This is a genomic window from Vibrio cidicii (genome assembly GCF_009665415.1).
In the GTDB taxonomy this organism is placed as follows: domain Bacteria; phylum Pseudomonadota; class Gammaproteobacteria; order Enterobacterales; family Vibrionaceae; genus Vibrio; species Vibrio cidicii.
The window spans coordinates 186545-212705 of record NZ_CP035922.1 but is presented as its reverse complement, the minus strand read 5'-3'; the positions used below and the strand labels follow the sequence as shown (position 1 = coordinate 212705).

Sequence of the window (26161 nt, the reverse complement as noted above, 5' to 3'; positions counted from 1 at the left end):
GTGTGGGTGCATTACTTTAGGACGCGTTATGTTTAAACGATTTGAAAGCTTTACCAATCCGTTTCCGGCCGGACAGCCGGAGCAGCCACCAGAGGGATTACTGGCATTTTGCCGCTACTACACTCGTGGCTTTGAAAAACCGCTGATTTTGATGTCACTGTTGTCAACCATTGTCGCCATGGTCGAAGTCTCCCTGTTTGGCGCAATGGGCCAACTGGTGGATTGGCTGAGCAATAGCGACCCTCGTACCTTTATCGAGCAAAACCAACGCGAGCTGATTTACTACGGCTTGGTACTGTTGGTGGTGATGCCCACGCTCGTCGTGGTTTATTCGCTGGTGGTACACCAAACCCTGCTCGGTAACTATCCGATGTCGATTCGCTGGTTAGCGCACCGTTATCTGCTCAATCAGAGCCTGAACTTTTATCAGGATGATTTTGCCGGCCGCGTCGCTACCAAAGTGATGCAAACATCGCTGGCAGTGCGTGAATCGGTGATGAAAACCATGGATGTGTTCGTCTATGTTTCGGTTTACTTCACCAGCATCATCGTGATGCTGGCGGCGGCCGACTGGCGTTTGATGGTGCCGATGGTGATTTGGCTGCTGATTTACATCGCCATTCAGCTCTACTTTGTGCCAAAGCTGAAAAGTGTCGCTTCTGAACAAGCAGACGCGCGCTCCACCATGACCGGGCGTATCGTCGATAGCTACACCAACATTCAAACCGTGAAGCTGTTCTCGCACAGCAAGCGGGAAACGCAATACGCCGAAAACGGTATGCGCGAATTTCTGGGCACTGTCTATCGACAAATGCGCCTGGTTACGGGCTTTAACATCGCCGTGCAAGTCACCAACTATGTGCTGGTGTTTTCCATCGCGTCGCTCTCTATCTATTTGTGGCTGGGCGGCGCAATCAGTGTCGGCGCGATCGCGATTGCGGTCAGTTTGGCACTGCGCATCAACGGCATGTCGATGTGGATCATGTGGGAAGTCGGCGCGCTGTTTGAAAACATGGGTACTGTGGTTGACGGGATGAAAACGCTGGCAAAGCCGATTGCCATCCAAGATAAACCGCAAGCCGCTGAGCTCACGGTGACACAAGGCGGAATCGAGTTTGAAGATGTCAGCTTCCACTACGGCGAGAACAAAGGGGTGATCAACCATCTCAATCTGAGCATCAAACCGGGAGAGAAAATCGGCTTGGTGGGCCGCTCTGGCGCAGGAAAATCAACGCTGGTTAACCTGTTGCTGCGCTTTCACGATGTGGAGAGTGGCAAGATCAAGATCGATGGGCAGACCATCTCCGAGGTCACGCAAGATTCGCTGCGTGCGCAAATTGGTATGGTGACGCAAGACACCTCACTGCTGCACCGCTCGATTCGCGACAACATTCTTTATGGTAATCCGGATGCCAGCGAAGAAGAGCTGTTACGCGCCACCAAGCAGGCGCACGCCCATGAGTTTATCGAAACGCTGACCGATCCGTTTGGTAATGTTGGCTACGATGCACAAGTGGGCGAACGCGGGGTGAAACTCTCTGGCGGCCAGCGCCAACGCATTGCTATTTCTCGCGTGTTGCTCAAAGACGCACCACTGCTGGTACTCGATGAAGCGACCTCTGCGCTCGATTCCGAGGTGGAAGCGGCAATCCAAGAGAGCTTGAATGAGCTTATGCAAGGCAAAACGGTGATCGCGATTGCCCACCGACTCTCGACTATCGCGCAGATGGATCGGCTGATCGTGCTCGATAAAGGCAACATTGTCGAGCAAGGAACGCATCAAGAACTGTTGGATAACAAAGGCATCTACGCGCAGCTTTGGGCACATCAAACTGGCGGGTTCCTCGCCGACGATTGCCCAGAGGAGAACAGCAAGATCGCCTAAGTCCTGTCGAAAAATACCCATGTGTTGCCCCAAGCCCCGTTCATTCGGGGCTTTTTTAAAGAGAAACGTGCGCTTAAACCTCCATGCGAGGGTGGCTTAGATCACAAAATGTGATTAAAATCGCCGCACCGATGACTTCAACTCAAATCAGATTTTGTACTAATGAACAAAAGCTTAATCACTAATTTGCTGTCGCTTGGCGCTTTAGCTGCGGGTTACGCGCTAAGTAACGATTACCTTCTTTATGCTGGCCTATTTGCTTTTTCAGGGGCGATCACTAACTGGCTAGCAATTCATATGCTGTTTGAAAAAGTGCCGGGGCTGTATGGTTCAGGGGTCATTCCAGCGCGTTTTGAAGAGTTCAAAGCGGCGATCAAAACCCTGATGATGGAACAATTTTTCACCCGCGAAAACATCGACAAATTCCTCAACAAAGAGATGGCAGGTGGTAAGAGCCTCAATCTTGAGCCGATCATCGCCAAAGTGGATTTCAATCCAACGTTTGATTCTTTAGTCGATGTGATCGCCCAATCGCAGTTTGGCGGCATGCTGGCGATGTTGGGTGGAACAGAAGCCTTGGTGCCACTCAAACAACCTTTCGTAGAAAAAATGCAAGCGGCCATGGTTGAGCTTAGCCAGAGCGATAGCATTAAGCAGGCGTTAAAAGAAGAGTTGGAAGCGCCCGCCATGATGGAGGAGATCCAAGCCAATATTGAAAACATCATCGATCAGCGTCTCAACGAGCTGACGCCGAAAATGGTCAAAGAGATGGTGCAAAAGATGATCAAGCAACATTTAGGCTGGCTGGTGGTTTGGGGCGGCGTGTTTGGGGGGTTAATTGGCCTTGTCACTGCGGTAATTGCGTAACTTGGCGACATCTGCCGCAGCAAACAAACTCAACTCGCAATTAAAACGCCCGCCAATTTGGCGGGCGTTTTGCAGTATGTCGACCAGAACATTTCGCTACTTTTTCGGCATTTCGAAAGACTGAGAAAAGTCGAGTGAAGGCTTTTCTGAATTGGCGTTTGGCGAAACGGGTTCTTGTTCAGTTTCTACCGTATCCGCCAGCAAGGTTTCTTCAAACGCAGCGTCATCGCTAAGCAACTGAGTATCCGCATCTAGCGGCTTTTCCAATGGTGGGAAGTACGCAGGGCGTTTGTAGACCTTGTTCAGCGCCTTGATGATCGAATGTTTGCCGACTTTGCCCGCTTCCAGTTTCTTCATCAACGGTTTTGCTACCGACTGCAAGCCAACAACGATATCTACACCAATTTTGGTCGCCACCTGGTCACGCATCGCCCGGGCTTTTTCATAACCAAAATGCGACGCCAGAAACAGCCACACGTAGGCCAGCGCATTGCCCGTTTTACCGTAATCGCGCCACGCTTCACCAGCATGAAACATCGCTTCTGCACTGCCTTTTTCTGCCGCACGCTCCAGCCAGTAGGTTCCTTTGGTGTGATCTTTACTGGTACCCAAACCACTTAAGTAACTTAGACCAAGCTGAATTTGCCCATCAACGCTGCCCAAATCCGCCGCTTTGTGATACCACTCAAAGGCACTATCACTTGATTTATCTGGATTTTGATAAGACTGGCTCCAATCGCCCATAAACAGCATGGCATCTAAGTTACCTTCCGTGGCCGCTTCTTCCACTAAGCCGTAACCTTTGGGAATGTTCTTTTCCACCCCGCGGCCGTTGACTAAGGCTTTCCCTGCTTCAAACTTAGCCCCAAGGTTACCTTCTGCGCCAGCAATTACCAAACGCCAGAAGTTGGCTTGCTCCTTGAGCACCATATCTTCGCGCATGCGTTCGCTCATGCGCACAATGCCATACATGCAATTGATGTTATCCAAACGTGCACCTTTGTTGTACCAATAGAGCGCTTCTTTTAAATTGGTGCGTTCTGCTTCCTTGGCTAAAAACAAAATGGTTGGAATGTGCCCACTCTCCGCCTTAAAAAGGCGTTCTTGCCGTTCCTGTTCTCGCGCTTTTTCAATCGCCCTGCGATACGCTGCCTCTTTTGCTTTCCTTTCCTGTTCTAGACGCTGCTTCCTTAATGACAGCGAAAACATCCAGACAAAAACCAACAGCAATGAAAGGCTGGTAGCACCAATTGCAACCGCCATCATACTCATAGTGTCATTTCTTTTATCATTGGCTCATCCCAAGCTCAATTAAACCACGCCTTTTGCTAAGTTTAACGGCTTTTATCGCAAATTCTTGAGCTATTCTACGAGGATAGCCAAACCGACGCAGCTTTCTTCAGTCACTTGCTCCCACGCTCTACGCCCCCACTTAGGATGAGTTCAATGCATTTCATATTCGCTAAATTAGCCGCTGACCAACCCTACATCTGCAAGTGAATAAACAATGAAAAAACAAAAACATTCAGTTTATCAAGTTTTTACTCGCCTATTTGGCAATCAAGGCACACAAAATCAACCTTGGGGAACGTTAGAAGAGAACGGCGTCGGCAAGTTCAGCGATTTCAACGACGACGCGCTTGCGGCGATCAAACAACTGGGTATTAGCCATATTTGGTACACAGGTGTTCCGCATCACGCTTTGGTGCGCGACTACCAAGCCTACGGCATCAACAACGATCACCCGGCAGTGGTCAAAGGGCGGGCCGGCTCCCCCTATGCGGTCAAAGATTACTATTCGGTCAACCCAGATCTGGCCGACAATCCGGCCGAGCGCATGGCCGAATTCGCCGCGCTGATTGAGCGCACTCATCGACATGGCATGCGCGTTATCATCGATATCGTACCGAATCATGTAGCACGAAAGTATCATGGATTAAACAACCCTGAAGGAGTGCGCGACTTTGGTGCTGATGACGATACCTCGGTCGAGTATCACCGCGACAACAACTTCTACTACATTCCCGGCCAAGCGTTTCAACTGCCGGATATTCCAGCGCAGTCTTCTCCCCTTGGCGGCGAAGCGCACCCGCAATTAGCACAGCCGTATGAGGAATTTCCCGCCAAGTGGACCGGCAACGGCTCGCGCTTATCCAAACCCAACTTTGATGACTGGTACGAAACGGTGAAAGTGAACTACGGCGTGCGACCCGATGGCAGCAAAGATTTTGCCGAACTGCCAGCCGATTACGCGCAGCGTTCGTTTGAGGAACACTTTGCCTTTTGGCAGCAGCAAGAGGTGCCGAGCTCTTGGCACAAGTTTCGCGATATCGCGCTATTTTGGCTCGATTTTGGCGTCGATGGTTTCCGTTACGACATGGCGGAAATGGTCCCTGTCGAGTTTTGGAGCTATCTCAACTCACACATCAAGATGCGCAACCGCGACGCATTTTTGATGGCGGAAGTTTACCAACCTCACCTCTATCGCGATTACATTCATCTGGGCAAAATGGATTACCTGTATGACAAGGTGGACTTGTACGATGGGCTAAAAGCGGTCATCCAGGGCAAAGCGTCCACGGCGATTATCGGTGAAATTCAAACCAAGATGATGGATATTGAGCACAATATGCTGCATTTCCTCGACAATCATGACGAGCAGAGGCTGGCCCACGCCGAATTTGCCGGCGACGCCGATTATGGTCGCCCGGCCATGTTAGTCTCAGCACTGCTGAGCAGTTCTCCCAGCATGATCTATTTCGGCCAAGAGGTCGGCGAGGCGGGCAATGAAAACGCGGGCTTTGGCCTACCAAGTCGTACCTCGATTTTTGACTATATCGGCGTGCCGGAACATCAGAAATGGATGAACAACGGCCTGTTTGACGGTGGCCTGTTAAGCGACAAACAAAAAGCGCTGCGCGCCTTTTACGCCCGCTTACTCAACTTCAGCCTCGATTGCCCCGCGCTGCGTGGCGAGTATATGGATCTCTATCCGCTTAACCAAAGAGCACTCGGCCAGCATTGCCATCTGTTTGCTCGCTTTGATCAGCAAACGCTGGTCTTAGCGGCGAGTAATTTCTCTGCTGAACTGAGTAATACGTGCCATGTGACGCTGCCTGAAAAGTTGCTCAACCAGTTCGGCCTGAGCGACGGAAGCTATACACTCAGCGATGCGGTTGGCGAGCAAGCCGACATTCAGTTGCAAGTACAGCAAGGGCAAGGGGACGTCTGGATTGAACTGCCACCCTTTGCGGCCAGCGCTTGGGTGTTGCAGCAATAAACGGCACGCGACATAGCCAAATTCCACCAAGATTGGCGAGGCAATATTTAGTTTTTGGGCTTGTTCACAAATTCGCATTAAGGTGACAAGCCCGTTGACTTGATAACACGGTTTAGAAGCGTCGCAATAGAGTGTGATATCAATTTTTCCTATATCACTGCATCGCTTGGCTATTTCTCCCGATAAAAAAGAGAGGTTAATATTCCACTCAGAACATATTAAACGGAATAATAACAATGAAACGAGTCATCAAAACCCTTTCTGTCTGTACGCTTGCAACCTTGATTGCCACGCCAGTCATGGCGATGCAAGAGGGCGAAATCACCATCTGGATCAACGGCGATAAAAGCTATGAAGGTCTGGCACAAATTGGCAAACAATTTGAGCAAGATACCGGCGTAAAAGTGATCGTCCAGCACCCAGAATCACTGGAAGCCAAATTCCAACAGCACGCGGCCACAGGCGGCGGCCCAGACATCATCTTCTGGGCCCATGATCGTTTCGGCGGTTACGCGGAAGCGGGCCTGTTGTATGAAATCAAGCCAAGCAAAGCGTTTAAAGAGAAGCTGGTTGATTTCAGTTGGGACGCCGTGACCGTCAACGGCAAAATTGTCGGTTACCCATTGGCGATTGAAGCGCCTTCACTGATTTACAACAAAGACTTACTGCCAAACCCGCCCAAAACATGGGAAGAGCTGCCTGCGATTCAAAAGCAGATGCAAAAACAAGGCAAGAAAGCCATCATGTGGGACATCAAAAACGCCTACTTTACTTGGCCAGTGATCTCATCTGGCGGCGCGTTTGCCTTTGAGAAAATCGACGGCGGCTACAACGCCAAAAGCACTGGTGTGAATAACTCAGCCGGCGTAGCAGGCTTGCAGTTCCTCGTAGACATGGTTAACCAAGGCGTGCTCAACCCAGACATGGATTACTCTGTCTCGGAAGCCGCTTTCACTAAAGGCGAAGCGGCAATGACCATTAACGGCCCTTGGTCGTGGGGTAACTTGGACAAAATGAACGTCAACTACGGCGTGGCCGTTTTGCCTACCTTAAACGGCGGCAAAGGCAATCCGTTTGTCGGCATTCTCAGCGCGGGCATCAACTCGGCCAGTCCAAATACCGATCTCGCGGTGGAGTTTTTAGAAAACTATCTGTTTAAAGACGACGCGCTGAAAACCATGAACGACGACAAACCGCTTGGCGCGGTGACGTTGAAGTCATTCCAGAAAGTGCTAGAGAGCGACGATCGCATCCGATCCACCATGATCAACGCGGAAAATGGCGAAATTATGCCAAACATTCCGCAAATGACCGCTTACTGGTTTGCCGAAGGCGCCGCGATTGATAATGCCATGCAAGGTAAACAGAGCGTTAAACAAGCGCTCGATACCGCAGCCAAACAGATCACTAAATAACGATTTCATCGTATCCTTGGCACAGTTCGCTGTGCCTTTTTTCGTTTTTGGGAAGAAAATGATGCCTATGCCCACTTTGTATTTAAAAGGCACCTTTAACGGTTGGGGACTTGATACACCCTTTGTGCCTATTTCTGACTCACAGCTGCAAGTCAGCGTGGTGTTTTCCGCGGACCGCCATCAATGCAAAATTGCCGATATGGATGGCAGCGCGCAATGGACACTGGCCGCGCACCCAACCCAAGCGGTCACGCTTAATCTCGATCAGCCACAAACGCTGATCAGCACCCAAGGCATCGGCAACGATCTCGCCTTTACTCCCAGCCAAACTGGCCGTTTTACCTTGACGTTGGATTTATCCGGCCCTGCCCCCACGCTGACCATCACTTCTGGCGCAAGCAACCAACAAGCGCTCGCCCAGCGCGCGCTGCTTGATAGCGTGCTCAAGATCGATTGCGATCCGCTGCCAGTACTCGAGACACGTTACGGCGCTCTCTCGGCCAACGAGCTATTCGATACCCTCGCCATTGATGAGACTGGCTCCTTTGCGTTTGTGTTTGGCGACAACGTCGATGGCTACTACGAAGGGCACAGCCACTGCTTTGTTGGCGCGGGCCGCTATCGGCATCATCAAGGTTGGTACTTAGGCGGCTTTGCCGCTTTTGTCGATGGCAAACTGCTAGATAAAACCCAAGCGAGCAGCGCGCGTTTACTCCCTTACGGCATTGAGCACCTGTTTACCAGCCATAGTCGAGATCGCCTCTCGCTGGCGGCAGGGCAACGCTTGGTGACACTCAGCGTCGAAAGCCAAACCGAGGCGGTGCTGTCGCTGCTGCCGGAGCTTAATCTCGGCCTCAACGACTGCACGATTGAAGCGATTGACGACGTGGTATTGATTGCGGTGAAACCTGAGCTGTGCCCAGAAGGTGCGCCGCGCTTTATCGCCATCAGCGCCAATCAAACCATTAGCGCTAAAGAGGTTAGGTTTGATGCGTATCCTGCGCTCGATACAGCAGTGCATCTCAACGGGCAAAATTGCAAATTGATGCTTAGCACGGTTCGAGAAACCACTCAGCTGAGTGTTTATCTCTGCTTTGAACATGACTCAGCAGAGGCGCTGCACAAGGCCAAACTGGCCGCCAAACAGCACGCCGAAACGCAGCATCAGCAGCAGATTTACCAGTTCCTGACCGACAATTACCTATGGTGTGACGATGTGCAATACAACCGCGCAGTGATGTGGGCAAGGCTCGCCAGCCGCACGTTTGTCAGCCATGAATTTGGCGCTGGTATTTGGGCAGGTTTACCGTGGTTCAAAGATTGCTGGGGTCGCGATACCTTTATTGCCCTTTCCGGCACGTCACTAATAAACGGTGCGTTTAACGAAGCGCGTGAGATCATCCGTAACTTTGCCGCCATGCAGAAGGAGGATCTGGATGACGTCAATCATGGCCGCATTCCCAACCGCGTCACCAGTAAAACCAACATCATTTACAACACCACCGATGGTACGCCGTGGATGATTCGCGAAGTGATGGAATACATCCACTACAGCGGTGACATGACATTTGCCGAGCAGATCTATCCTGTGGTGAAACGCTTTATCCAAGGGGTAGAAAAGCACTACTTAGACGATGATGGTTTGATGTCGCACCGCGATCCGGATACCTGGATGGACGCCAAAATCAATGGCCAGATCCCGTGGTCACCACGTGGACCGAAAGCCAACGACATTCAGGCCTTGTGGTTTGAGAGCCTGCAAACTGCCGAACAACTGGCTCTTTGGCAAGATGATGAGGCGTTTGCTCAGCACTGCCACCAGCTCGCCACCAAAGCGCAACAGAGCTTTGTAGCGAAATTTTGGAATCCAGAGAGCCAGCGCTTGGCCGATTGCCTGCGGGCCCAAGATATTGCCGATGAAAGCACTCGGCCAAATCAGTTGCTCACTTTAACCATTCCGCTCAAACGCAATCTGCTTTCTGCCAACATTGCGCAGCACGTGGTGAAAAACAGCGTTGACCAGTTGCTCTTTCCGTGGGGCATTTGTTCTTTGACGCAAGATCACCGCGATTTCCACCCGTATCACGACAATCGCAGCGAGTACCACAAAGACGCGGCTTACCACAACGGCACCATTTGGGGCTGGAACGCCGGATTTACCGTCAGTGCTTTGTGCCAATTCAAGCAGCAAGATTTTGCTTATCAGCTGAGCAAAAATCTCGCTCAGCAGATCTTAACCCAAGGGCATCGTGGCACCATGAGTGAAAACCTCGATGCGTATCAAGCGGATGAAAAGGCGTTGGTGATGACAGGCACTTACGCGCAAGCGTGGTCCGTCTCTGAATATGCACGCAACGCGCAGCAAGATTATCTCGGCTTTACGCCGCGCCTCGCCGAGCAACGTATTATTTTGCGCCCTGCCCTGCCAAGCGCTTGGCAGCAGGTCAAAGCGCGCCTGCCCTTTGGTCAAGGTAATGCGCTGTGGTTTGAGATGACAAGCAACAAGGATGGCATTATTTACAGTGTAAAAGCCGAACGCGACGAGCCATCGATCACCTTGCTGCTGGAGCTGGAGACGAGCGACAAACATCTGCAAATCACGGAGACGCTGCAAAGCGAGCTGCTGGTGACTATCCGCCATGGCGAGGTCATTTGCTCCCCGAGCGATGTGCACTGCGTGGAAAGTGCAGCGGTGCACTATCCATTGCTCGATGGGCTCTGCTTTGCTCAACCGGACTGGCAACGCGAGCATTCAGCGCTGACACAGAGTGACTACTTGCTGCAAAAACGCATGGCGGAGAAACTCAGCATCGCACAGGATTAAACCCAGCAGAACAGATCACGACCAAGAAAAAAGCACTGGTGACCCCAGTGCTTTTTATTGGTGGCTTATTATTGATTGGTGTTCAAGCTCAAGCCTTTTCGGCTGGCAAAGCCCAACGCGCAAAGTGTGGAAAGCGCAGTGACCAAGCCAGTTCATTGTGTTGATGGCCAGCCCCTTCGATGTATTCAACGTCAAGGTAGGCTTTGTTTTGCAGCAGCGCGTGCATATCTCGCGAGCCTTGCAGATAGACTTGGGCAAAGTCACTGCGGGCGTGATCGCTGGTTTCGTCGCTGCCCATATCCATATAAATACGCATTGGGTAGGCAAGCGTGGTGCGCTCGACCAAATCAAACATCGCTTGGCGATTAAACCAGAACGCGGGAGAAAAAACGCCCAAAACACCAAATATCGCCGGTCGCGTCATTCCCGCATACAAGCTGATGTAACCGCCCATCGAACTGCCCGCAATGACTGTGTGCTGGCGGGCGCTCAACGTCCGATAATGCTGGTCGATATAAGGTTTGAGCGTCTCTGCAAGAAAACGTACATACGCTTCGCCTTCGCCACCCGAAGCGTGCAGCCCCTGCTTATCGCGTCCGGGCAACGCAAACTGGGCATCCATTTGCCACGGAGAGTATTCATTAAAGCGACGTAAATCCTCTCCACAGTCGATGGCGACCACAATCGCGCCCTGTCCTGATTGCTCATGCAGCGCATCTAACGCTTCCCCAACCCGCCAACTACGGCCATAACCAGCGGTGGCATCGTCAAACACATTCTGTCCATCCTGCATGTAAATGACCGGGTAGCGACACTGGGTGGTGTGATAGTCACGTGGCAGATAGAGACGAATGGCTCGCTCGCGCGCCAACTGCGGCATGTGAAAAGCATCCAGAATCTGTAAACGTTCAGGATCAAATGCCATGACAAGCTCCTTAAAATAAGACGCTCACAAGGAGCGTCTAAGAACGAAGGGGGTTATTTCATCTGATTGACCGCGCGGACAAACGTTTCTTGCGCGCCGGGAATATTGAGCGCTTTGGCTTCATCCAATAGGCTCAACGCTTTAGGGATGTCACCTGCCGCTACCGCTTGTTCAATTGCGGATAAGTAGAACTGCTGCGACTCTGGCTGTGCTTTAATGGTTTTTTCTACGACTGGCGTTTGTACCGATTGTACGGCTTCTGCCGCGCGGAATGGACGCAATTTACGCGTCTCAACCTGCAACTCAATACGTCCGCCTAAACGATAGGTATAAACAGGATCAACCACCATCGGCATCACCTCGCCAAATTCTTTGGCGCGAATTTTCGCGGGATGGTCAACCGTCACTTGCTTGCCCAATTGATCAGCAGGGGTATAAATCACAAAGTAAGGCGTTTGCTCGGCATTAGTGGTGAATTTTTCAATATAACGGGTGCGGGTGAACGCATCGGACGGCAAAATCTGGAAATCTTGCAGTTTTAAGGTCTCAACCACCTGAAACTGTTTATCCAGCAGCAGCACTTCTGGCGCAAACACCGAATCGTCAATCATCAGACTGGAGACCGTCACCGTGACATCGCCGCTGCGCTCGCTAAAGCGAAATGCAGCAAAGTGGCTGTTGCCCGCCGCAAAAGTGCCTACTGGTGAGGCAAGATCGACATCAAACTTGAGATCTTCCTTATCGTTAAGCTGAGCATAAGGAAACTGAGCAAAGTCGCTGCAACAGACTTCGGCATTAGTCGGAGGAGTAAGCTCTGTCTGCAGCTTGGCATCCGATGCACAACCGGTAAGTAAGGCACCCAGCACAACTGCCAACAAAGAGTGTTTATTTTTCATTTTATTTCTCACTATAGGTTGTAGGATACAAAGTCAAAAAGGCAGCCCGTGGGCTGCCTTTAATACTAAATGGTTTAGAACCAAATTTCAGTGTGGACACCAAAGACAAATTGGTCTTTTCCGTTTTCGATACCAATAACACCCGCACTAGTCTCATCATCCGCTTTGATGTAGCTGATGTAAGGCTTAACTTGTGGACGACCAAAGTAATCTGAGTTTGCTGTAAATGCGGTCGCAATCTCTAAGTTGATAACTTTCGTCTCATCCGCGTCTTTTCCTCGACCCCAAGCACCTGGGTTACCAAGCTCTTCATTGCCATAAGATGCTGTCGCTTCTAGACGAACATTGTCGCTTAGTTTGTAAGAAGGACGAGCAGCTAAAATCCAACGAGTAAGGTCTTCTTGCCCAAACAGGGTATCCAAGCTTGTGAAGTATGTTGCTTCCGTACCTAGTTGCATCTTATCTGAGATGTTCAATACACCGTAAGATGTGAAGAATAGAGACTCAGCTTTGTCATCACCGCCTGACCAGCCACCGAAGTTCACACCGCGGTTTTGCATTACACCTTTACCGTATGCAATCGCGGTTTGAGTCCAACCATCTAGACCGTAGTAGCTTGTATTTAGAGTCACCGATGCGCCGACGCCGTCATCATCCTTGCCATCTTTTGCTTGGCGACCCAGTTTTAGGTCGAAATCAAGGCTACCAATACCTGCATCAACACCATAGTAGTATAGGTCAATAGAAGAGTTGGTTTGACGAGTGTTATTTGGATTCGCGTTTCCTGCATCTGGGTCAGCCATTACATAGGCGATACCTGCAGTTTTACCCGCGAGTTTGGTTTGAATACCCGCACCGATACCTGAAGATTGTTTCCAGAATTCACCAGACAAGATACCCGCACTACGGTTTAGGAAACGTTGACCACCCCAAATAGAGGTGTCTTCACCTAGAATGCCACCGAGCTCAACAAACGCTTCTTTTACTTCAAATTGAGCTGTATCGTTTGCTTTTTGGCTACCAGAAGAAGAATACGCGTAAGAGTTACCGTTACCGTACTCAGCACGCAAATTGTAATTCGCCCAAACACCGTTCTCGTATTCAGTGTGTTTTTTTACTGTAAACTCAACTTGGTTAGTGCTCTTGCCGTGAGTACCAGCCGTTAAATAGTCAGGTTTACCAAATTCAGTATCAGTGGTGGTGCCATCAACAACACGCACGTTAGAAGACATATAACCGTGAACTTCCCATCCGTCGGTTGTAACGTCAGTTCCAGCAGCGAAGGCAGTACCCGCTGCTAAAGTAGAAGCCACTGCGGCAGCGATCAAACTTACTTTTTTCATTCTTAGCTCCATTAAGGGTATTTATCGTTCTTTCTCCCCGCTCGCTCTCAAGATGAAGTAGGCAGTAAAATTCACCTAAAGAAAGAGAGGTAAGATGGGACAAAGTCCCCAGTTGTTTCAACACCGACTATGCTAAGAGAGGAGGAACAGAATAGCGTCCTCCACCCCCAAAAAAAATGGGGGGGATGAGAAAGGAGGATAGATTTTACCGAACGATGTTTAATAGAGCAGGATCACTGAATTAGGGTGGAGTTAGTAACTTTGCTAGAGATCTTCGCGCTACAAAGTGAGGCACAATTCATATTTTTGCCAACAATGATAGGTAGAAAGTAATTTTATTACATTTATATTAATCTCTAAGGGGCGCTTGACCTCTTTGTGACAAAGTTTTTTACTAATAGTTCCGAATATGGATAAAGACCCAAGAAAAATAACTATGACAGCATCGCTCTCACGCCCATACCCTCTGGGCGCTACGTTACACGAAACGGGGTGCAACTTTGCCATACATGCACCGGACTGTCCGTCGATTCGTTTGGCTCTGTTTGATGAAAAAAAACAATTCAAAACCTATGAGCTAGAAAATGAGTACGCGGGCATTCGTTACACTTTTGTTCCGGGCATTAAAGCCGGGCAAAAGTATGGCTACCTAGTGGACGGCGAAGAAGGGCCATTGCTCCTTTCCGATCCCTATGCCAAAGCCTTAGATGGACCACTGCATTACAAGACACCTTACAGCGCAGAAAAAAGCTTCGCCATGCCCAAGTGTGTTGTCTATCAGGATGATTTCGATTGGCAAGATACCGATCACCCTCGTATTGCGCGTGAAGAGATGATTCTGTTTGAAACGCACGTCAAGGGAGTAAGTAAACTTCACCCTGAAATTACAGTTAGTGAACGGGGACGATATTTGGGCTTAGTCAGCGAACCGATGCTGGCGTTTTACAAAGAGCAAAACATCAACACCTTACAGCTGTTGCCCATTGCCGCATGCATGCACGAACCGCATTTGCTCGATATGGGCAAAGTGAACTATTGGGGCTACAACCCTTATTTGTTTATGGTGCCTGACCCGCGCTACGCCGATAAAGATGCAGTGCTTGAGCTTAAAACCGCAATTCGGGAACTGCATCGCCACGGTATTCAAGTGATTCTTGATGTCGTGTACAACCACACCGCGGAAGGCGGTGCCGGCCCAACCGTATTTAACCTAAAAGCGCTCGATTCACGCTTTTACTTTAAACATGGCAGCCATTTTGCCAATTTTACCGGGTGCGGTAACACGGTGGATCTCACCTATCAACCCGCGCTCAACTTGATTATGGATACCTTGCGCTACTGGGTGAGCGAGTTCAAAGTCGACGGATTTCGTTTTGATCTCGCCGCCACGCTGGGCCGCCAAGGAGATGACTACAGCCGTGAAGCGGCATTTTTTAAAGCGGTCGCACAAGATCCCGTCCTTAAAGAGACCAAGCTGATTGCCGAGCCGTGGGACATCGGGCCAAATGGCTACCAAGTGGGCAATTTCCCGTTTGGTTGGAACGAGTGTAACGACAAACTGCGCGACATCACTCGCAGCTTTTGGCGTGGCGATCAAGGCTATCTCAAAGAGTTTGCCACCCGTTTGATGGGTTCGCGTGATATCTACAGCGCGGCAAACTGGCCATACAAACTCACCGTGAATTACATTACCTATCACGACGGTTTCACCATGCAAGATCTGGTGTCTTACAAACATAAGCACAATGAAGACAACGGCGAACAAAACCGCGATGGGCACGGTGATAACCGCTCTGAAAACTATGGCGTAGAAGGGCCCACAGAGAACTTGATGGTGATCGCCACGCGTGAAAAGCAAAAGCGCAACTTCATGGCGAGCCTACTGTTTGCCTTTGGCATTCCACATGTACTTACCGCCGATGTACTGTCCCATACACAAAAGGGCAACAACAACGCCTATTGTCAGGACAACGAAACCAGTTGGCTCAATTGGCAATCGTCAGAGCGTAAGCGAGATTTTAAACATTGGCTTTCGCAGATGGTGGCGAATCGACAGACCTATATGGTGCCGTTTATTCGTGCGTTCAGTGGATCAAACCGCAACCTCAACCGCATTTTTTGGCGTAGAGTGGATGGTTCACCAATGGAGCACGAAGATTGGAATCGTTTGAGCGCGGTGGCACTGCATATTGGTATTGGCAAAGATGGCGCGGAAATGGTCTATCTTATCAACCAAACCAGCGCTCCGGCACGTTTTACCCTGCCCAATGACTGTAAACAAACCTGGACGCTGATCTGTGATACCAACGTACGTAATATCTCTCCTGGGCATGCAGAGGGGGAGTTATTGCTCTCTCCGGTGTCGATGGCGATATTACACTATCAGCCCCAAGAAGCACCCAAAAGCAGACTTACTGATTAACACAAGGTAGAGGCTGGTCGAAACCAGCCTCTCTGATTTTGACGCCATTGGCTCTTTAGATTATTTCGTTATTAAGCAACACTATTAATGCCTCTTTTTGCTATACATTTTGTCACCGTCTGATGGTCAATTTTTTGCCAACGACACCTGGAACACATTACATTCCTTCGCTTTAGGCCAAAGAAAGCCGATGGTCGTAACGACAAATATCTAACACTGCGACAATCCGTTCAGTCTCACACAACACCATACCCAATTAACACTTTTGAGCTATTGGTTCAAAAATCCATTTCTCAACTACAATTACGCTGTGAAGGAGTACAAGTTACAGAATTTATTGAGGGAAAATGGCCAGTTTAGCAGGACAACATATCGAGGAAATGGCGGATATAAGGCTGACGAGAAAGCGCAAAATTGTCAGCATATGTTCGCTCGCCTCCTGCGTGCTGTTTCTCTACCACACTATTGAACAAGCGTTGGCGGCTCATCTGAGTATTGCACTACTCAATGGCGCGTTTGCTTTGCTGAGCTTAGCCGTATTTGCTTACCTTCAACGTAGTAGTAAGGGCCTTAATGCCGACCTATTCTTGAGTGCGATTTTATTGCTTGGCGTAATTCCGATGGTTTTCCACGCCACGCCCTCCCCTGAACGCCTCCTTTGGTTGTTCCCTATTCTAAGCACTGTTATCCTAATCAACCGTTTTAAAATCGGCTTGTTACTGAACTCACTCTTCTGCCTCACCATTTGCCTGACTCTACTAGTCAGCCATCCCGCGCAAGGATATCCGATCCAAAGCGCTTATAGCCTTGTGGTTGCCTTAGTTTTCACCAGTCTTATTTGCCATACTTTTGCATTTTACCACTATAGATTGATCAATTACGTTCATTCACTCTACCTCGAAGGCATCGAAGATCTCGCCTATACCGATAAGCTTACTGGCCTAGCCAATCGCTGGAGTTTCGAAAGCTGGGCACAAGAGAAACTCAAGGATATCAACACCAAACCCACCACTTGCATCACCGCGCTTATCTTTATTGATATCGATAATTTTAAAACCATCAATGACAACTACGGGCACGATGTTGGCGATAAGGTGCTGCAACATTTTGCTCGAAGGCTGAAAAATAACATCCGTAATAAAGATCGCCGCACCGACAAGCATGATTACTCGATTGCCCGTTTCGCTGGCGATGAGTTTGTCTTGATGCTTTATGATGTGAAAAGTCGCCAAGATCTGGACAACATCCTCAAACGCATCATTACGCTTTATCACAGTGACTATCAAGCCAACGAGCGTATCCACGGTTTGACGTTGAGTTTAGGTGCGGCAATATACGGGCAAGATGCTGTTGAGCTATCAGAGTTGACACGCTGCGCAGACAAAGCCATGTATAAAGCCAAGCACGCAGGCAAGAACCGTTTTGCTTACTACAATGAGGATGAGAAAACCCACTTCAGTAAATCTCAGGATGTACCCAAGACACACTCGATGACGAACGTTTCCCAACTGATACCCCATCAGCGCCCGAGCAAATACTAACTGGGTGCGTAACACCTAGAGTGAACAAAATGCACTCAATGCGCTGAACTACCCCGCCATATACATCAGCCACAAACAGACAGCTAAAAAAGTACATAACCAAATGGCATAACGTACTTTATTGATTTTGTTTGGCCGCGGTCGAACTACGGGCTTCAGCGCTGCTCGTTTGGCTGTTTCAATAATGGAGGGATGCTCTTCCAACTGCTCTTTCCTTACCTGCGCTTTGTTGGCCACAGAGGTAAAGCGATGCCGCTGCTCGTTGGTCATATCTGGTACATCATAATGAGCGGGATGATCATTGTGTTTCGGTTGTACAGCCACACGACACCTCCGTCTTAGCTAGCCTATTGTGAGTATAGTCAATTCCCTCCAGAGAGGTCTTAAATACGTCTCTCAAATGAAAGTGAAAACCGTAAGCATGTATTTCCGACATGCAGAATTATCCAGAGCAGGATACAAATTTTCTCGCCAAAACACTTTCTGGTTTTCAAATCTTTCGAACATGTCGAACAACTTTCCAACCTGCTCTCATTAGACGAATGTCATTAAACTCATTGGAAAAACAAGGAGTCAGCCATGTCCTCATACCGCACTGTAAAACAGCTCCATCGCGCCGTTCGAACTTCAGATGGTGATGGGGTTAATATTCGTCGTATCGCGGGTTTTAACCAACCGAACTTTTCTCCTTTTCTGATGATTGACGAGCTGAAATCAGATGAGGCGGCCGACTATATCGGCGGCTTTCCACCACATCCGCATCGCGGTATTGAAACCTTAACCTATATGCTCAATGGCCATTTTCAGCATAAAGATCATATGGGGAATGTCGGAGAACTGAGAAGTGGTGGGGCTCAATGGATGTCGGCAGGTCGCGGCGTGATACACAGCGAAATGCCGATTATGACGGAGGGACAGCTGCATGGGTTTCAGATCTGGATTAACCAGCCAGCCAAAAACAAAATGTCGCCAGCGCAATATCACGATTTCCAGCCGGAGAGCATTACCGAAAAAAGCCATCCGGACTGGGGGTTAGTCCGCGTGATTGCCGGAGCGCTATCTATCGATGCGCAAGAGATCGCTGGCCCGCTGCAAAGCAGTTCGATAGCCATGACCATTGCCGATTGGCGCAGCAACGCCGCCCATAATCTCACGGTCGAGATCCCGGCAGACTTGCAATGTTTAGTGTTTGTCTACCAAGGGAAAATTGCCATTGACCAGCAGCTTATCAGCGCAGGACAACTCGGCATATTGAGCAGCGCAGACCAACTTAAACTGTCTGCATTAGAGGAAAGCGGCGCACTGATTCTTGCTGGAATGCCAATCCATGAACCTATCGTGCACTACGGCCCTTTTGTGATGAACAGTGTGGAAGAAATTGAGCAAGCTATTAAAGATTACCAAACAGGCAATTTTGTCTAAAGAAAAGGGCCCGAGATTCGGACTAATGCCGATCAGTTAAGAAAAGTTTTTGAGATCATTTGACCGATCCTCAAAAGGCTTCAAAATCCGATATTAGGAAACTAATATCGGATTTTTCATGTCTTTAGAGAGCCAACTTGCGAGTACTTTTCGCTCATGCAATACCTTCCATCACTTTGACAAATACTCTGAAATTCTTAGTCCAGAGCTTATCCAGCAAGGTTTTGAAAAAGCTGGCGTAGCAACAGTTAGAAGAAGACGTTTACCCTTGGAAGCAGTACTTTGGTCCGTTGTTGGAATGAGTCTTTTTCGGCAACAATCTGTTTGGGATATTGCTAACCAACTTGATATTGTCCTACCAGACAAACGGCGTTTTGTTGCGCCAAGTGCTGTTGTCCAAGCTAGGCAGAGATTAGGCGAAGAAGGTGTTAAACAAGTCTTTAAGACGATGGCGGCTCAGAGTTATCAATCTTCTAAATTTGAAACTTGGTGTGGACTCAATCTCCTATCTGTCGATGGTGTCGTTTGGAGAACAGCGGATACACCTGAAAATCATCAAGAGTTTAAAGCACAGCGTAATCAGTCATCTGAAAATATTTACCCTAAGGTACGCATGGTTTGCTTGATGGAGCTTACAAGCCATCAGCTCATCGATAGTGCATTCTCTGACTATCGAACCAACGAAATGCGGCTTGCAGAAGAGCTCATAGAACAAACGCCAGACCATTCTCTGACTATTTTTGACAAAGGATATTACTCTCTGGGACTGCTGAACCGCTGGAACAAAGTCGGCCAAGAGAGGCATTGGATGCTTCCTGTGAGAAAAGACTTCCAGTATGAAGTCGTTCATAGGTACAGCAAGAGTGATGCAATCGTTGCGATTAAAACCACTCCTCAGGCAAGAAAGAAGTTTAGTGAACTTCCTGATGTAGTTGAAGCAAGGCTAGTCTCGAAAATCATTAACGGTAAAGAGTATCAGATACTTACCTCAATGCGTGACGGGTTACGTTTTCCTGGCGAAGAAATTGTAGAGCTCTATCGTTATCGCTGGGAAATCGAATTAGGCTATCGGGAAATGAAGGAAACCTTGCTTGACAGAGAGTATACATTGCGAAGCAAGCGTCCAGATATGGTTAAGCAGGAGCTCTGGGGTATTCTACTAGCCTATAACCTTATCAGGCAGGTTATGACAAAAGCGGCAAGTAGGTTAGATAGTGTCTGGCCAAATCAACTGAGCTTTACGAGCAGTGCTATGGCTGTGACGCAATACTTTGCAGCGTTGCCTTTAACAAGCCCAGGAAAGCTCCCTAAACACTATGAAGTATTACTGGAGCATGTATCCATGTTTATCCTACCACCTCGAAGAGAAGATAGAAGTTATCCTCGATGGGTGAAGTTGAAACCCAAGAAGTACGCGACAAATAGAAAAAATGCCAGTCAGCTTAACTGACTGGTATTACCCGAGATTCGGACCCTTTGTTTTTATAAGTATTCGCACAGATAAGCAGTGGCGATTTCGACCTGTAAGTCGAAAGAAGATTTACCCGCCACTTCAAACGCTTCACCTGCATTGTAGGTGCTCCACGTTTCTTCTCCGGCGCGCTTAATGACCAAGGAACCTTTAATCACCGTCATGCGCTCAGGGGCATCGGTACCGAAAGTATAATTGCCTGGCAGCATCACACCCACGCTACTGTCTTCGCCGTTTTGTTCGAAGCCAAGAGATTTAACGGTACCTGCAAAATAGCTATTTTCTTTGATCATTGTTTATCCTTAAACACTTCAATTACCGCTGGATGCGGACCCTCTTTTTACCGTGTTTTTACATCGACCTCAAGCCATTCCTTGCATGGTGATAAAAAGCTCATCACCACAGTGCTCGCACAGAAAAGTACAAACTTTCTGAGGGAAAAGTTGCTAATTGAGCGCAAAAAAACCACTATTAACGATGGACAAGGATGATGTATGAACACAAGTAAAATCACCAACGAAAATCGTAAACTGGACGACAATCGGGAAGAGGCTGAGCGAAGACGTCGCATCCGGCGCATTTTGATAGCCTCGACCGTAACGCTGCTTTTCCTTGCTTTAGTGACTTATTTTTCTTACCGAATTTATATCGAGTACCAAGAATACATTGATCCATCCAATGTATATGGCGATTGGATTGAAATTGGTGCGCCCCCCTATCAAACCGAAATCCTAACTTTGAGTGACAAAGGTGTGTATCGCAACAATCGTTTGATCGCCACCAGCTATCACTTTAATGGCAAACGTATCACCATTGAGACGGGTATTGGTTTGACCGTCTACCAACTGGCAGGTAACGACAATTCGCCTCAACTACGCCGTATCGTTCCGGACTCCCCAGCTCAACGGCTGGTGAAAAAAGGTTATGAAGAGACCATTTTGCAAAGTGTTGACGGCGCGGCACAAGATCGCCGCCAAGCATTACGAGAACATTTCGACCTCTCCAATTGATCTGCCCTGCAATAGTGAAATCACTGACATATGACCAAATCATGTCAAACTGCAAAATTTTCACCATGCCGTACGATAATTTATAAAACTTTATGCCACGGTTCCATTTTCAATGTAACACGTCCTTTTCTTCCATCAATTTCTCTCTGGTCACTCGAAAAGCGCTTTAATTTTTTTTGCTGAAAAAAAAGACTCTTCAATACTGTCCATGATGCCAAGTGAACTCATTCACTGGCAGCTTATGTCTCTTATTTTAATGACATAACATTCAAGGACTGAGAGAAAAAAGATGAACAAATTAAACCTCTGTGCAGCGAGTGTTGCGTTGGCTCTTTCCGGAACCGCGCTTGCCGTACCTACCGCACCCAGCTTGGATCTGTATGGTTCTAACAATCTGCAGTTTTCAAAAATCGAACTTGCAATGGAAACCACGGCTGGTTACAACCAGATGGTGAAATATCATGACCAAGCCACCATATCGGTGAAGTTCAATCAATGGAGCGGCAATACTGGCGATACGTACAATATCTACTTTGATGGCGTTAAAGTGGCCTCTGGTGCAATTTCTGGTAGCCAGACCACCGCCACTTTCCAGTATGGGAAAGGCGGTTTATTCCAGATGGAAATTGAAGCCTGTGATGCAACAGGCTGCGCCAAAAGTGCACCCGCAGAAATTACCATTGCCGATACCGATGGCGCGCACTTAAAACCATTGACAATGAATGTTGACCCTAACAACAAGTCTTACAATACCGATAAGAATACCGTAGTAGGCACTTACTTTGTTGAGTGGGGCATCTACGGCCGCAACTACACAGTGGATAACATTCCGGCACAAAATCTTACCCATATTCTCTACGGTTTTATTCCTATCTGTGGTCCAAATGAATCGGTAAAATCAATTGGTGGTAACAGCTACAATGCACTACAAACCGCCTGTCAGGGGGTACCTGATTACGAAGTGGTGATCCACGATCCTTGGGCGGCATTCCAAAAAAGTTTCCCGCAAGCCGGACATCAATACAGCACGCCGATCAAAGGCAACTACGCGATGATGATGGCGCTGAAACAACGCTATCCAGATCTGAAAATCATCCCGTCCGTCGGCGGCTGGACTTTGTCTGACCCATTCTATGACTTCGTTGACAAGAAAAACCGTGACACCTTTGTTGCCTCAGTAAAACGCTTTCTGACCACATGGAAATTCTACGACGGTATCGATATCGACTGGGAATACCCTGGGGGTGATGGTGCAGCGACAGACAAAGGCGATCCGATAAATGATGGCCCGGCTTATGTGGCCTTGATGCGTGAACTGCGCGCCATGCTAGACGAACTTGAAACGGAAACTGGCAAAACGTACGAGCTGACATCCGCTATCGGTGTCGGCCACGACAAGATTGAAGATGTCAACTATGCCGATGCAATCCAGTACATGGATTACATCTTTGCCATGAGTTACGACTTCTACGGCGGCTGGAACAATGTTCCCGGCCATCAAGCTGGACTGTACTGTGGTAACTTTATGCGCCCCGGTCAATGTGACGGTACTGGTGTAGACGAAGAAGGCGTGCCATACAAAGGCCCCGCTTACACCGCAGATAACGGCATTCAACTATTGCTTGCGCAAGGTGTCCCCGCCAATAAACTGGTTCTCGGTGCTGCCATGTATGGCCGTGGTTGGGAAGGCGTAATGCCAAGCACCCTCACCGACCCAACCGATCCGATGACAGGCACAGGCACCGGCAAACTGAAAGGCAGCACGGCCCAAGGCGTTTGGGAAGATGGCGTCATCGATTACAAAGGCATTAAATCTTACATGCTCGGGCCAAATAATACCGGCATCAATGGCTTTGAATATGGCTATGATGCACAAGCTGAAGCGCCGTACGTTTGGAACCGTAGCACTGGAACGCTGATCACCTTTGATGACCATCGCTCAGTACTCGCCAAAGGTGCTTATGCGAAAGCGCAAGGCTTAGCGGGCTTGTTCTCGTGGGAAATTGATGCCGATAACGGCGATATCCTCAATGCCATGCATGAAGGTTTAGCTGGCAGCGTGGTGACACCACCAAACAAAAAACCCACGGCGAATGCGGGCGCTGACATCACGGTTGTCGGTCCTGCGACTGTGACGCTCGATGGCTCTGCATCCAAAGACGCAGAAGGGCCAATCGCCAGCTATGCGTGGAAGCAAGTCAGCGGTACAACGGTAGCATTAACTGGCGCAAACAGCGCATCCGCCAGCTTTAGCGCAGCGGAAGTGGCCGCCGATCAATCTTTGACGTTCCAACTGACCGTCACTGATGCTGATGGTGCCAGTGCAACCGATACTGTTGTGGTCACAGTGAAAGCGAAAGATACTGGCCCAGTCAACACCGCGCCAGTCGCGAAGGTGAGTGCGCCAGCAGCAGCCAACGCAGGCGATGTGGTGGTGGTAGATGCTTCCGCTTCTACCGATGCGGATAACGACGTCTTAACTTACACTTGGCAGTTACCACAAGGGCTGAACGCACAAGTTAACGGCTCGAAAGTGACCTTCACCGCGGCAGAATACAGCGCAGATACCAACCTAGTTTTCTCGGTCACCGTGAGTGATGGCTTAGCAAGCTCGGTCGCGTCTACTACGGTCGTGGTGGCGAAGAAAGACAGCGGCAGCACCTGTAGTAATACATGGGATGCGTCCGCCGTTTATACTGGTGGTCAGCAAGTCACCTACGCAGACAAAACTTGGGAAGCGAAATGGTGGACAAAAGGTGATGATCCAAGCAAATCAGGTCAATGGGGCGTATGGAAAGAAGTGGGCCCAGCCAACTGCAACTAACCTCAATTAGTTACTTAATCCACTAAAAATCAAGATCAGGTGCTAGCACCTGATCTTTGCTTTCTCAGCGCACTCTGGCTAAACGGTCAAAACTCTCAAACACTTGCTGACATTTCATTACACGGCCATGCCCTTGACCGCTGGTACTAACCAGTTCAACACGTGGCATTTCTCTGGCGGCAGAGGCCGATATTGCGTGGCTGGTGAATTTATCTTGCTGGTCGTGCACTATGATGGTTGGCGCTTCGCGCATTGCCAAACGGCGATACGGATCGATAGACTGAATGGGATAATTGAACTGCTCTTCAACCTCTGACACCACCGCCTTAAACAGCTTCATCGAATACCCTGAACGTTCAATGCTGGAGAACAGGTTCTCAACATAGTTGAGCACGGGCGCAATCAACAAAATCGGCTTGTTTTCCAGTTTACGATGACGGCATTCAAGCGCGGATGCGGTGCCCATGCTGTGGCCGATCAAACCTTCGATTTGCGCAACTGAGTCGAGTATCGCCTCTAAACCTTCGACAAAAGCGGGAATGTGTCCAATCTCACCTGAGCTCTCACCATGCGCCGGATGATCATAGGCAAGCGCAGTAAACCCTTGCGCAGCAATATACTCCATTAGCGGGAAAAACTGACTGGCCGTTCCGGACCAACCATGGGTCAGCACCCAAACCGGCCCCGCACCTAACTGATAGGTGGTCAAAGTGCCATGAGGTGTGCTGACTTGGCCTTTCACCAGTCCATTCGGTTGTGCATTTTTGCTCTTCGTTCGCGCCGGAGTAAGTAATAACTTACGTGCGGTTTTCTTCGCATGAGTCGGGGCAAGCGTATGATGCAAGCGAGTAGACCAGTTCACTAAACTGCGCTTTAGGCTGAACTTTGCTGACGTATTGAAGTAGATTTTTTCACTCATTTTGTTGTCCTTGGATCGCAATAGAACGACCGTGCTATTTTTATGCTTTAAAAAGGGCAACCGCGTTGCCCTTACTCATCGACGCCTAAAGCGCGCGCCAACTGACCAATAATTTCTCAACACCTAACCAAAAATGCGTTTGGCTATCCTGCTTACCACGAATCGAATAGAACACGTGAGCGCTTAAGTAGAGGCCATACAATTCAAATACCGCTTGCTTCGCCTGCAGATCAGCACGAAACTCACCGAGTTCGATGCCTTTTTCTACCTGAATTTGCAAGTAATCCAGCCAGTGCCCTATCGATTGGCGCAACGCATTTTGCAGCTCACACTCTTTGCTACTTACGTCATTCCACGCATCAAGAAACATACAACTGCCTTGAAAAGAGTGATTCCACGTCATCCAATTATCGAGCAATTGACGGATTTTCTGTTCAATATCGACGTCCCCCAATCGCCTCGCTGGCGCAATGACACGCTCGGTAAACACTTGATTGGCATACTCAAGCACTGACAACTGCAAATTCAATCTGGCATTGAAGTGGGCAAACAAGCCACTTTTCGACATACCGCACTGCTTTGCCAGTTCACCAATGGTTAAGCTGTCTAACCCATTTTCACTGGCGAACTGAAACGCTTGTTGCAGTATGTACTCTTTTGTAATTCGACCTTTACTCATAATGGCCCTTTTTAGCACGATCGTTCTTTTCAACCAAGCAATAATTCTCTGGTCACACCTGTGGTAATCAAGCTACGAGGTTTTCCATGATCTTACTCAGGGAATTCGTGATTGTAACACTGCAAACTGCGACCCAAATCTCATTATGAGCAAACAACAAAAATACACCTATAACTCTTTGTAAGTAATCACAAAAATTGAATAACAAACTCGGTAAAGTAGTAAGTATATTCCGCATGTTGTAGCCAAAGATAGTAAGGAGGGGTTATGTGGAGCAGTCAATTAACACCGATTTTAGAACTCAGCATCTGGTTATCTCATGGCCTGTATCTTGTGGCCGCTCTGCTCAGTGTCGCAGGTTTATACAGTCTCAAACGCTAACCTTAGCGACGTCCAACGAATTGGACTGTAATCACACCTAAACCGTTCATTTGTGTC

General features: G+C 48.8%; 19 protein-coding genes. 11 read left to right on the top strand and 8 right to left on the bottom strand.

Annotated elements, in window-relative coordinates:
* The first annotated feature begins 28 nt into the window (after positions 1-28).
* Entirely contained in the window at positions 29-1885 is a 1857-nt protein-coding gene (locus EWA64_RS16485; RefSeq protein WP_061896142.1) for an ABC transporter ATP-binding protein, read from the top strand.
* Positions 1886-2047: 162 nt separating this feature from the next.
* The gene (locus tag EWA64_RS16480) at positions 2048-2752 is read left to right on the top strand and encodes a DUF445 domain-containing protein (protein ID WP_039441542.1); all 705 of its coding nucleotides are present in this window, start codon (positions 2048-2050) and stop codon (positions 2750-2752) included.
* A 96-nt stretch (positions 2753-2848) separates the two neighbouring features.
* Here EWA64_RS16480 and EWA64_RS16475 read toward each other — a convergent pair whose 3' ends face one another.
* A complete protein-coding gene (locus EWA64_RS16475) occupies positions 2849-4024 on the bottom strand; it encodes a tetratricopeptide repeat protein (RefSeq protein WP_061896143.1) in 1176 nt (391 codons plus the stop codon).
* 235 nt (positions 4025-4259) lie between these two features.
* On the opposite strand from EWA64_RS16475, the gene EWA64_RS16470 reads away from it, so the two are divergent.
* The 3 genes from EWA64_RS16470 (at position 4260) to EWA64_RS16460 (ending at position 10271) form a co-directional block, all read left to right on the top strand.
* Positions 4260-6032: an alpha-amylase family protein gene (locus EWA64_RS16470; protein ID WP_061896144.1), complete on the top strand. Its 1773-nt coding sequence runs from the start codon at positions 4260-4262 to the stop codon at positions 6030-6032.
* A 236-nt stretch (positions 6033-6268) separates the two neighbouring features.
* Positions 6269-7447, top strand: coding sequence for a maltose/maltodextrin ABC transporter substrate-binding protein MalE (gene malE / locus EWA64_RS16465; protein WP_061896145.1), 1179 nt, complete (start codon positions 6269-6271; stop codon positions 7445-7447).
* 58 nt (positions 7448-7505) lie between these two features.
* A complete protein-coding gene (locus EWA64_RS16460) occupies positions 7506-10271 on the top strand; it encodes an amylo-alpha-1,6-glucosidase (RefSeq protein WP_061896146.1) in 2766 nt (921 codons plus the stop codon).
* An 88-nt stretch (positions 10272-10359) separates the two neighbouring features.
* On the opposite strand, the gene EWA64_RS16455 is transcribed toward EWA64_RS16460, so the two are convergent.
* The 3 genes from EWA64_RS16455 to EWA64_RS16445 all read right to left on the bottom strand — a co-directional run bounded on the left by EWA64_RS16455 (position 10360) and on the right by EWA64_RS16445 (position 13435).
* Positions 10360-11196 (bottom strand): alpha/beta hydrolase, encoded by an 837-nt coding sequence (locus EWA64_RS16455; protein WP_061896147.1) that lies wholly within the window; start codon positions 11194-11196, stop codon positions 10360-10362.
* Positions 11197-11249: 53 nt separating this feature from the next.
* A complete protein-coding gene (locus EWA64_RS16450; protein WP_170320371.1) occupies positions 11250-12092 on the bottom strand; it encodes a MalM family protein in 843 nt (280 codons plus the stop codon).
* A gap of 74 nt (positions 12093-12166) precedes the next feature.
* Positions 12167-13435, bottom strand: a complete 1269-nt coding sequence (locus EWA64_RS16445) for a carbohydrate porin (RefSeq protein WP_170320372.1) — start codon at positions 13433-13435, stop codon at positions 12167-12169.
* A 436-nt stretch (positions 13436-13871) separates the two neighbouring features.
* Between EWA64_RS16445 and glgX the strand changes: the two genes are divergently transcribed.
* Together glgX and EWA64_RS16435 are read left to right on the top strand one after the other, a co-directional pair.
* On the top strand, positions 13872-15857 hold the full coding sequence (gene glgX, locus EWA64_RS16440; RefSeq protein WP_170320373.1) for a glycogen debranching protein GlgX: 1986 nt from the start codon (positions 13872-13874) through the stop codon (positions 15855-15857).
* Positions 15858-16204: 347 nt separating this feature from the next.
* The gene (locus EWA64_RS16435) at positions 16205-17398 is read left to right on the top strand and encodes a GGDEF domain-containing protein (RefSeq protein WP_061896151.1); all 1194 of its coding nucleotides are present in this window, start codon (positions 16205-16207) and stop codon (positions 17396-17398) included.
* Positions 17399-17446: 48 nt separating this feature from the next.
* Here the strand turns inward: EWA64_RS16435 and EWA64_RS16430 are convergent, their stop codons facing one another.
* A complete protein-coding gene (locus tag EWA64_RS16430; protein ID WP_061896152.1) occupies positions 17447-17722 on the bottom strand; it encodes a hypothetical protein in 276 nt (91 codons plus the stop codon).
* 255 nt (positions 17723-17977) lie between these two features.
* On the opposite strand from EWA64_RS16430, the gene EWA64_RS16425 reads away from it, so the two are divergent.
* Entirely contained in the window at positions 17978-18820 is an 843-nt protein-coding gene (locus tag EWA64_RS16425; RefSeq protein ID WP_061896153.1) for a pirin family protein, read from the top strand.
* A gap of 118 nt (positions 18821-18938) precedes the next feature.
* The gene (locus EWA64_RS16420; RefSeq protein WP_061893439.1) at positions 18939-20270 is read left to right on the top strand and encodes an IS4 family transposase; all 1332 of its coding nucleotides are present in this window, start codon (positions 18939-18941) and stop codon (positions 20268-20270) included.
* Positions 20271-20302: 32 nt separating this feature from the next.
* On the opposite strand, the gene ppnP is transcribed toward EWA64_RS16420, so the two are convergent.
* Positions 20303-20584: a pyrimidine/purine nucleoside phosphorylase gene (ppnP, locus tag EWA64_RS16415; RefSeq protein ID WP_061895452.1), complete on the bottom strand. Its 282-nt coding sequence runs from the start codon at positions 20582-20584 to the stop codon at positions 20303-20305.
* A 201-nt stretch (positions 20585-20785) separates the two neighbouring features.
* On the opposite strand from ppnP, the gene EWA64_RS16410 reads away from it, so the two are divergent.
* Positions 20786-21301 (top strand): DUF2850 domain-containing protein, encoded by a 516-nt coding sequence (locus EWA64_RS16410; protein WP_082796711.1) that lies wholly within the window; start codon positions 20786-20788, stop codon positions 21299-21301.
* Between the two features lie 289 nt (positions 21302-21590).
* Positions 21591-24125, top strand: a complete 2535-nt coding sequence (locus EWA64_RS16405; protein ID WP_061895453.1) for a glycosyl hydrolase family 18 protein — start codon at positions 21591-21593, stop codon at positions 24123-24125.
* Between the two features lie 64 nt (positions 24126-24189).
* On the opposite strand, the gene EWA64_RS16400 is transcribed toward EWA64_RS16405, so the two are convergent.
* Positions 24190-25044 carry an alpha/beta hydrolase gene (locus EWA64_RS16400; protein ID WP_061895454.1) on the bottom strand — a complete coding sequence of 285 codons (855 nt, stop codon included), beginning with the start codon at positions 25042-25044 and terminating at the stop codon, positions 24190-24192.
* 85 nt (positions 25045-25129) lie between these two features.
* The gene (locus EWA64_RS16395; protein ID WP_061895455.1) at positions 25130-25723 is read right to left on the bottom strand and encodes a TetR/AcrR family transcriptional regulator; all 594 of its coding nucleotides are present in this window, start codon (positions 25721-25723) and stop codon (positions 25130-25132) included.
* Positions 25724-26161: the final 438 nt, after the last annotated feature.

Bases quoted from the DNA above. Each gene is read 5' to 3' on its own strand.
- EWA64_RS16470 (WP_061896144.1), top strand. From the start codon at position 4,260: ATGAAAAAACAAAAACATTCAGTTTATCAAGTTTTTACTCGCCTATTT.
- glgX (WP_170320373.1), top strand. From the start codon at position 13,872: ATGACAGCATCGCTCTCACGCCCATACCCTCTGGGCGCTACGTTACAC.
- EWA64_RS16400 (WP_061895454.1), bottom strand. From the start codon at position 25,044: ATGAGTGAAAAAATCTACTTCAATACGTCAGCAAAGTTCAGCCTAAAG.
- EWA64_RS16455 (WP_061896147.1), bottom strand. From the start codon at position 11,196: ATGGCATTTGATCCTGAACGTTTACAGATTCTGGATGCTTTTCACATG.
- EWA64_RS16405 (WP_061895453.1), top strand. From the start codon at position 21,591: ATGAACAAATTAAACCTCTGTGCAGCGAGTGTTGCGTTGGCTCTTTCC.
- EWA64_RS16450 (WP_170320371.1), bottom strand. From the start codon at position 12,092: ATGAAAAATAAACACTCTTTGTTGGCAGTTGTGCTGGGTGCCTTACTT.
- EWA64_RS16395 (WP_061895455.1), bottom strand. From the start codon at position 25,723: ATGAGTAAAGGTCGAATTACAAAAGAGTACATACTGCAACAAGCGTTT.
- EWA64_RS16475 (WP_061896143.1), bottom strand. From the start codon at position 4,024: ATGAGTATGATGGCGGTTGCAATTGGTGCTACCAGCCTTTCATTGCTG.
- EWA64_RS16480 (WP_039441542.1), top strand. From the start codon at position 2,048: ATGAACAAAAGCTTAATCACTAATTTGCTGTCGCTTGGCGCTTTAGCT.
- EWA64_RS16445 (WP_170320372.1), bottom strand. From the start codon at position 13,435: ATGAAAAAAGTAAGTTTGATCGCTGCCGCAGTGGCTTCTACTTTAGCA.
- EWA64_RS16460 (WP_061896146.1), top strand. From the start codon at position 7,506: ATGATGCCTATGCCCACTTTGTATTTAAAAGGCACCTTTAACGGTTGG.
- ppnP (WP_061895452.1), bottom strand. From the start codon at position 20,584: ATGATCAAAGAAAATAGCTATTTTGCAGGTACCGTTAAATCTCTTGGC.
- EWA64_RS16485 (WP_061896142.1), top strand. From the start codon at position 29: ATGTTTAAACGATTTGAAAGCTTTACCAATCCGTTTCCGGCCGGACAG.
- EWA64_RS16425 (WP_061896153.1), top strand. From the start codon at position 17,978: ATGTCCTCATACCGCACTGTAAAACAGCTCCATCGCGCCGTTCGAACT.
- EWA64_RS16435 (WP_061896151.1), top strand. From the start codon at position 16,205: ATGGCCAGTTTAGCAGGACAACATATCGAGGAAATGGCGGATATAAGG.
- malE (WP_061896145.1), top strand. From the start codon at position 6,269: ATGAAACGAGTCATCAAAACCCTTTCTGTCTGTACGCTTGCAACCTTG.
- EWA64_RS16410 (WP_082796711.1), top strand. From the start codon at position 20,786: ATGAACACAAGTAAAATCACCAACGAAAATCGTAAACTGGACGACAAT.
- EWA64_RS16420 (WP_061893439.1), top strand. From the start codon at position 18,939: ATGTCTTTAGAGAGCCAACTTGCGAGTACTTTTCGCTCATGCAATACC.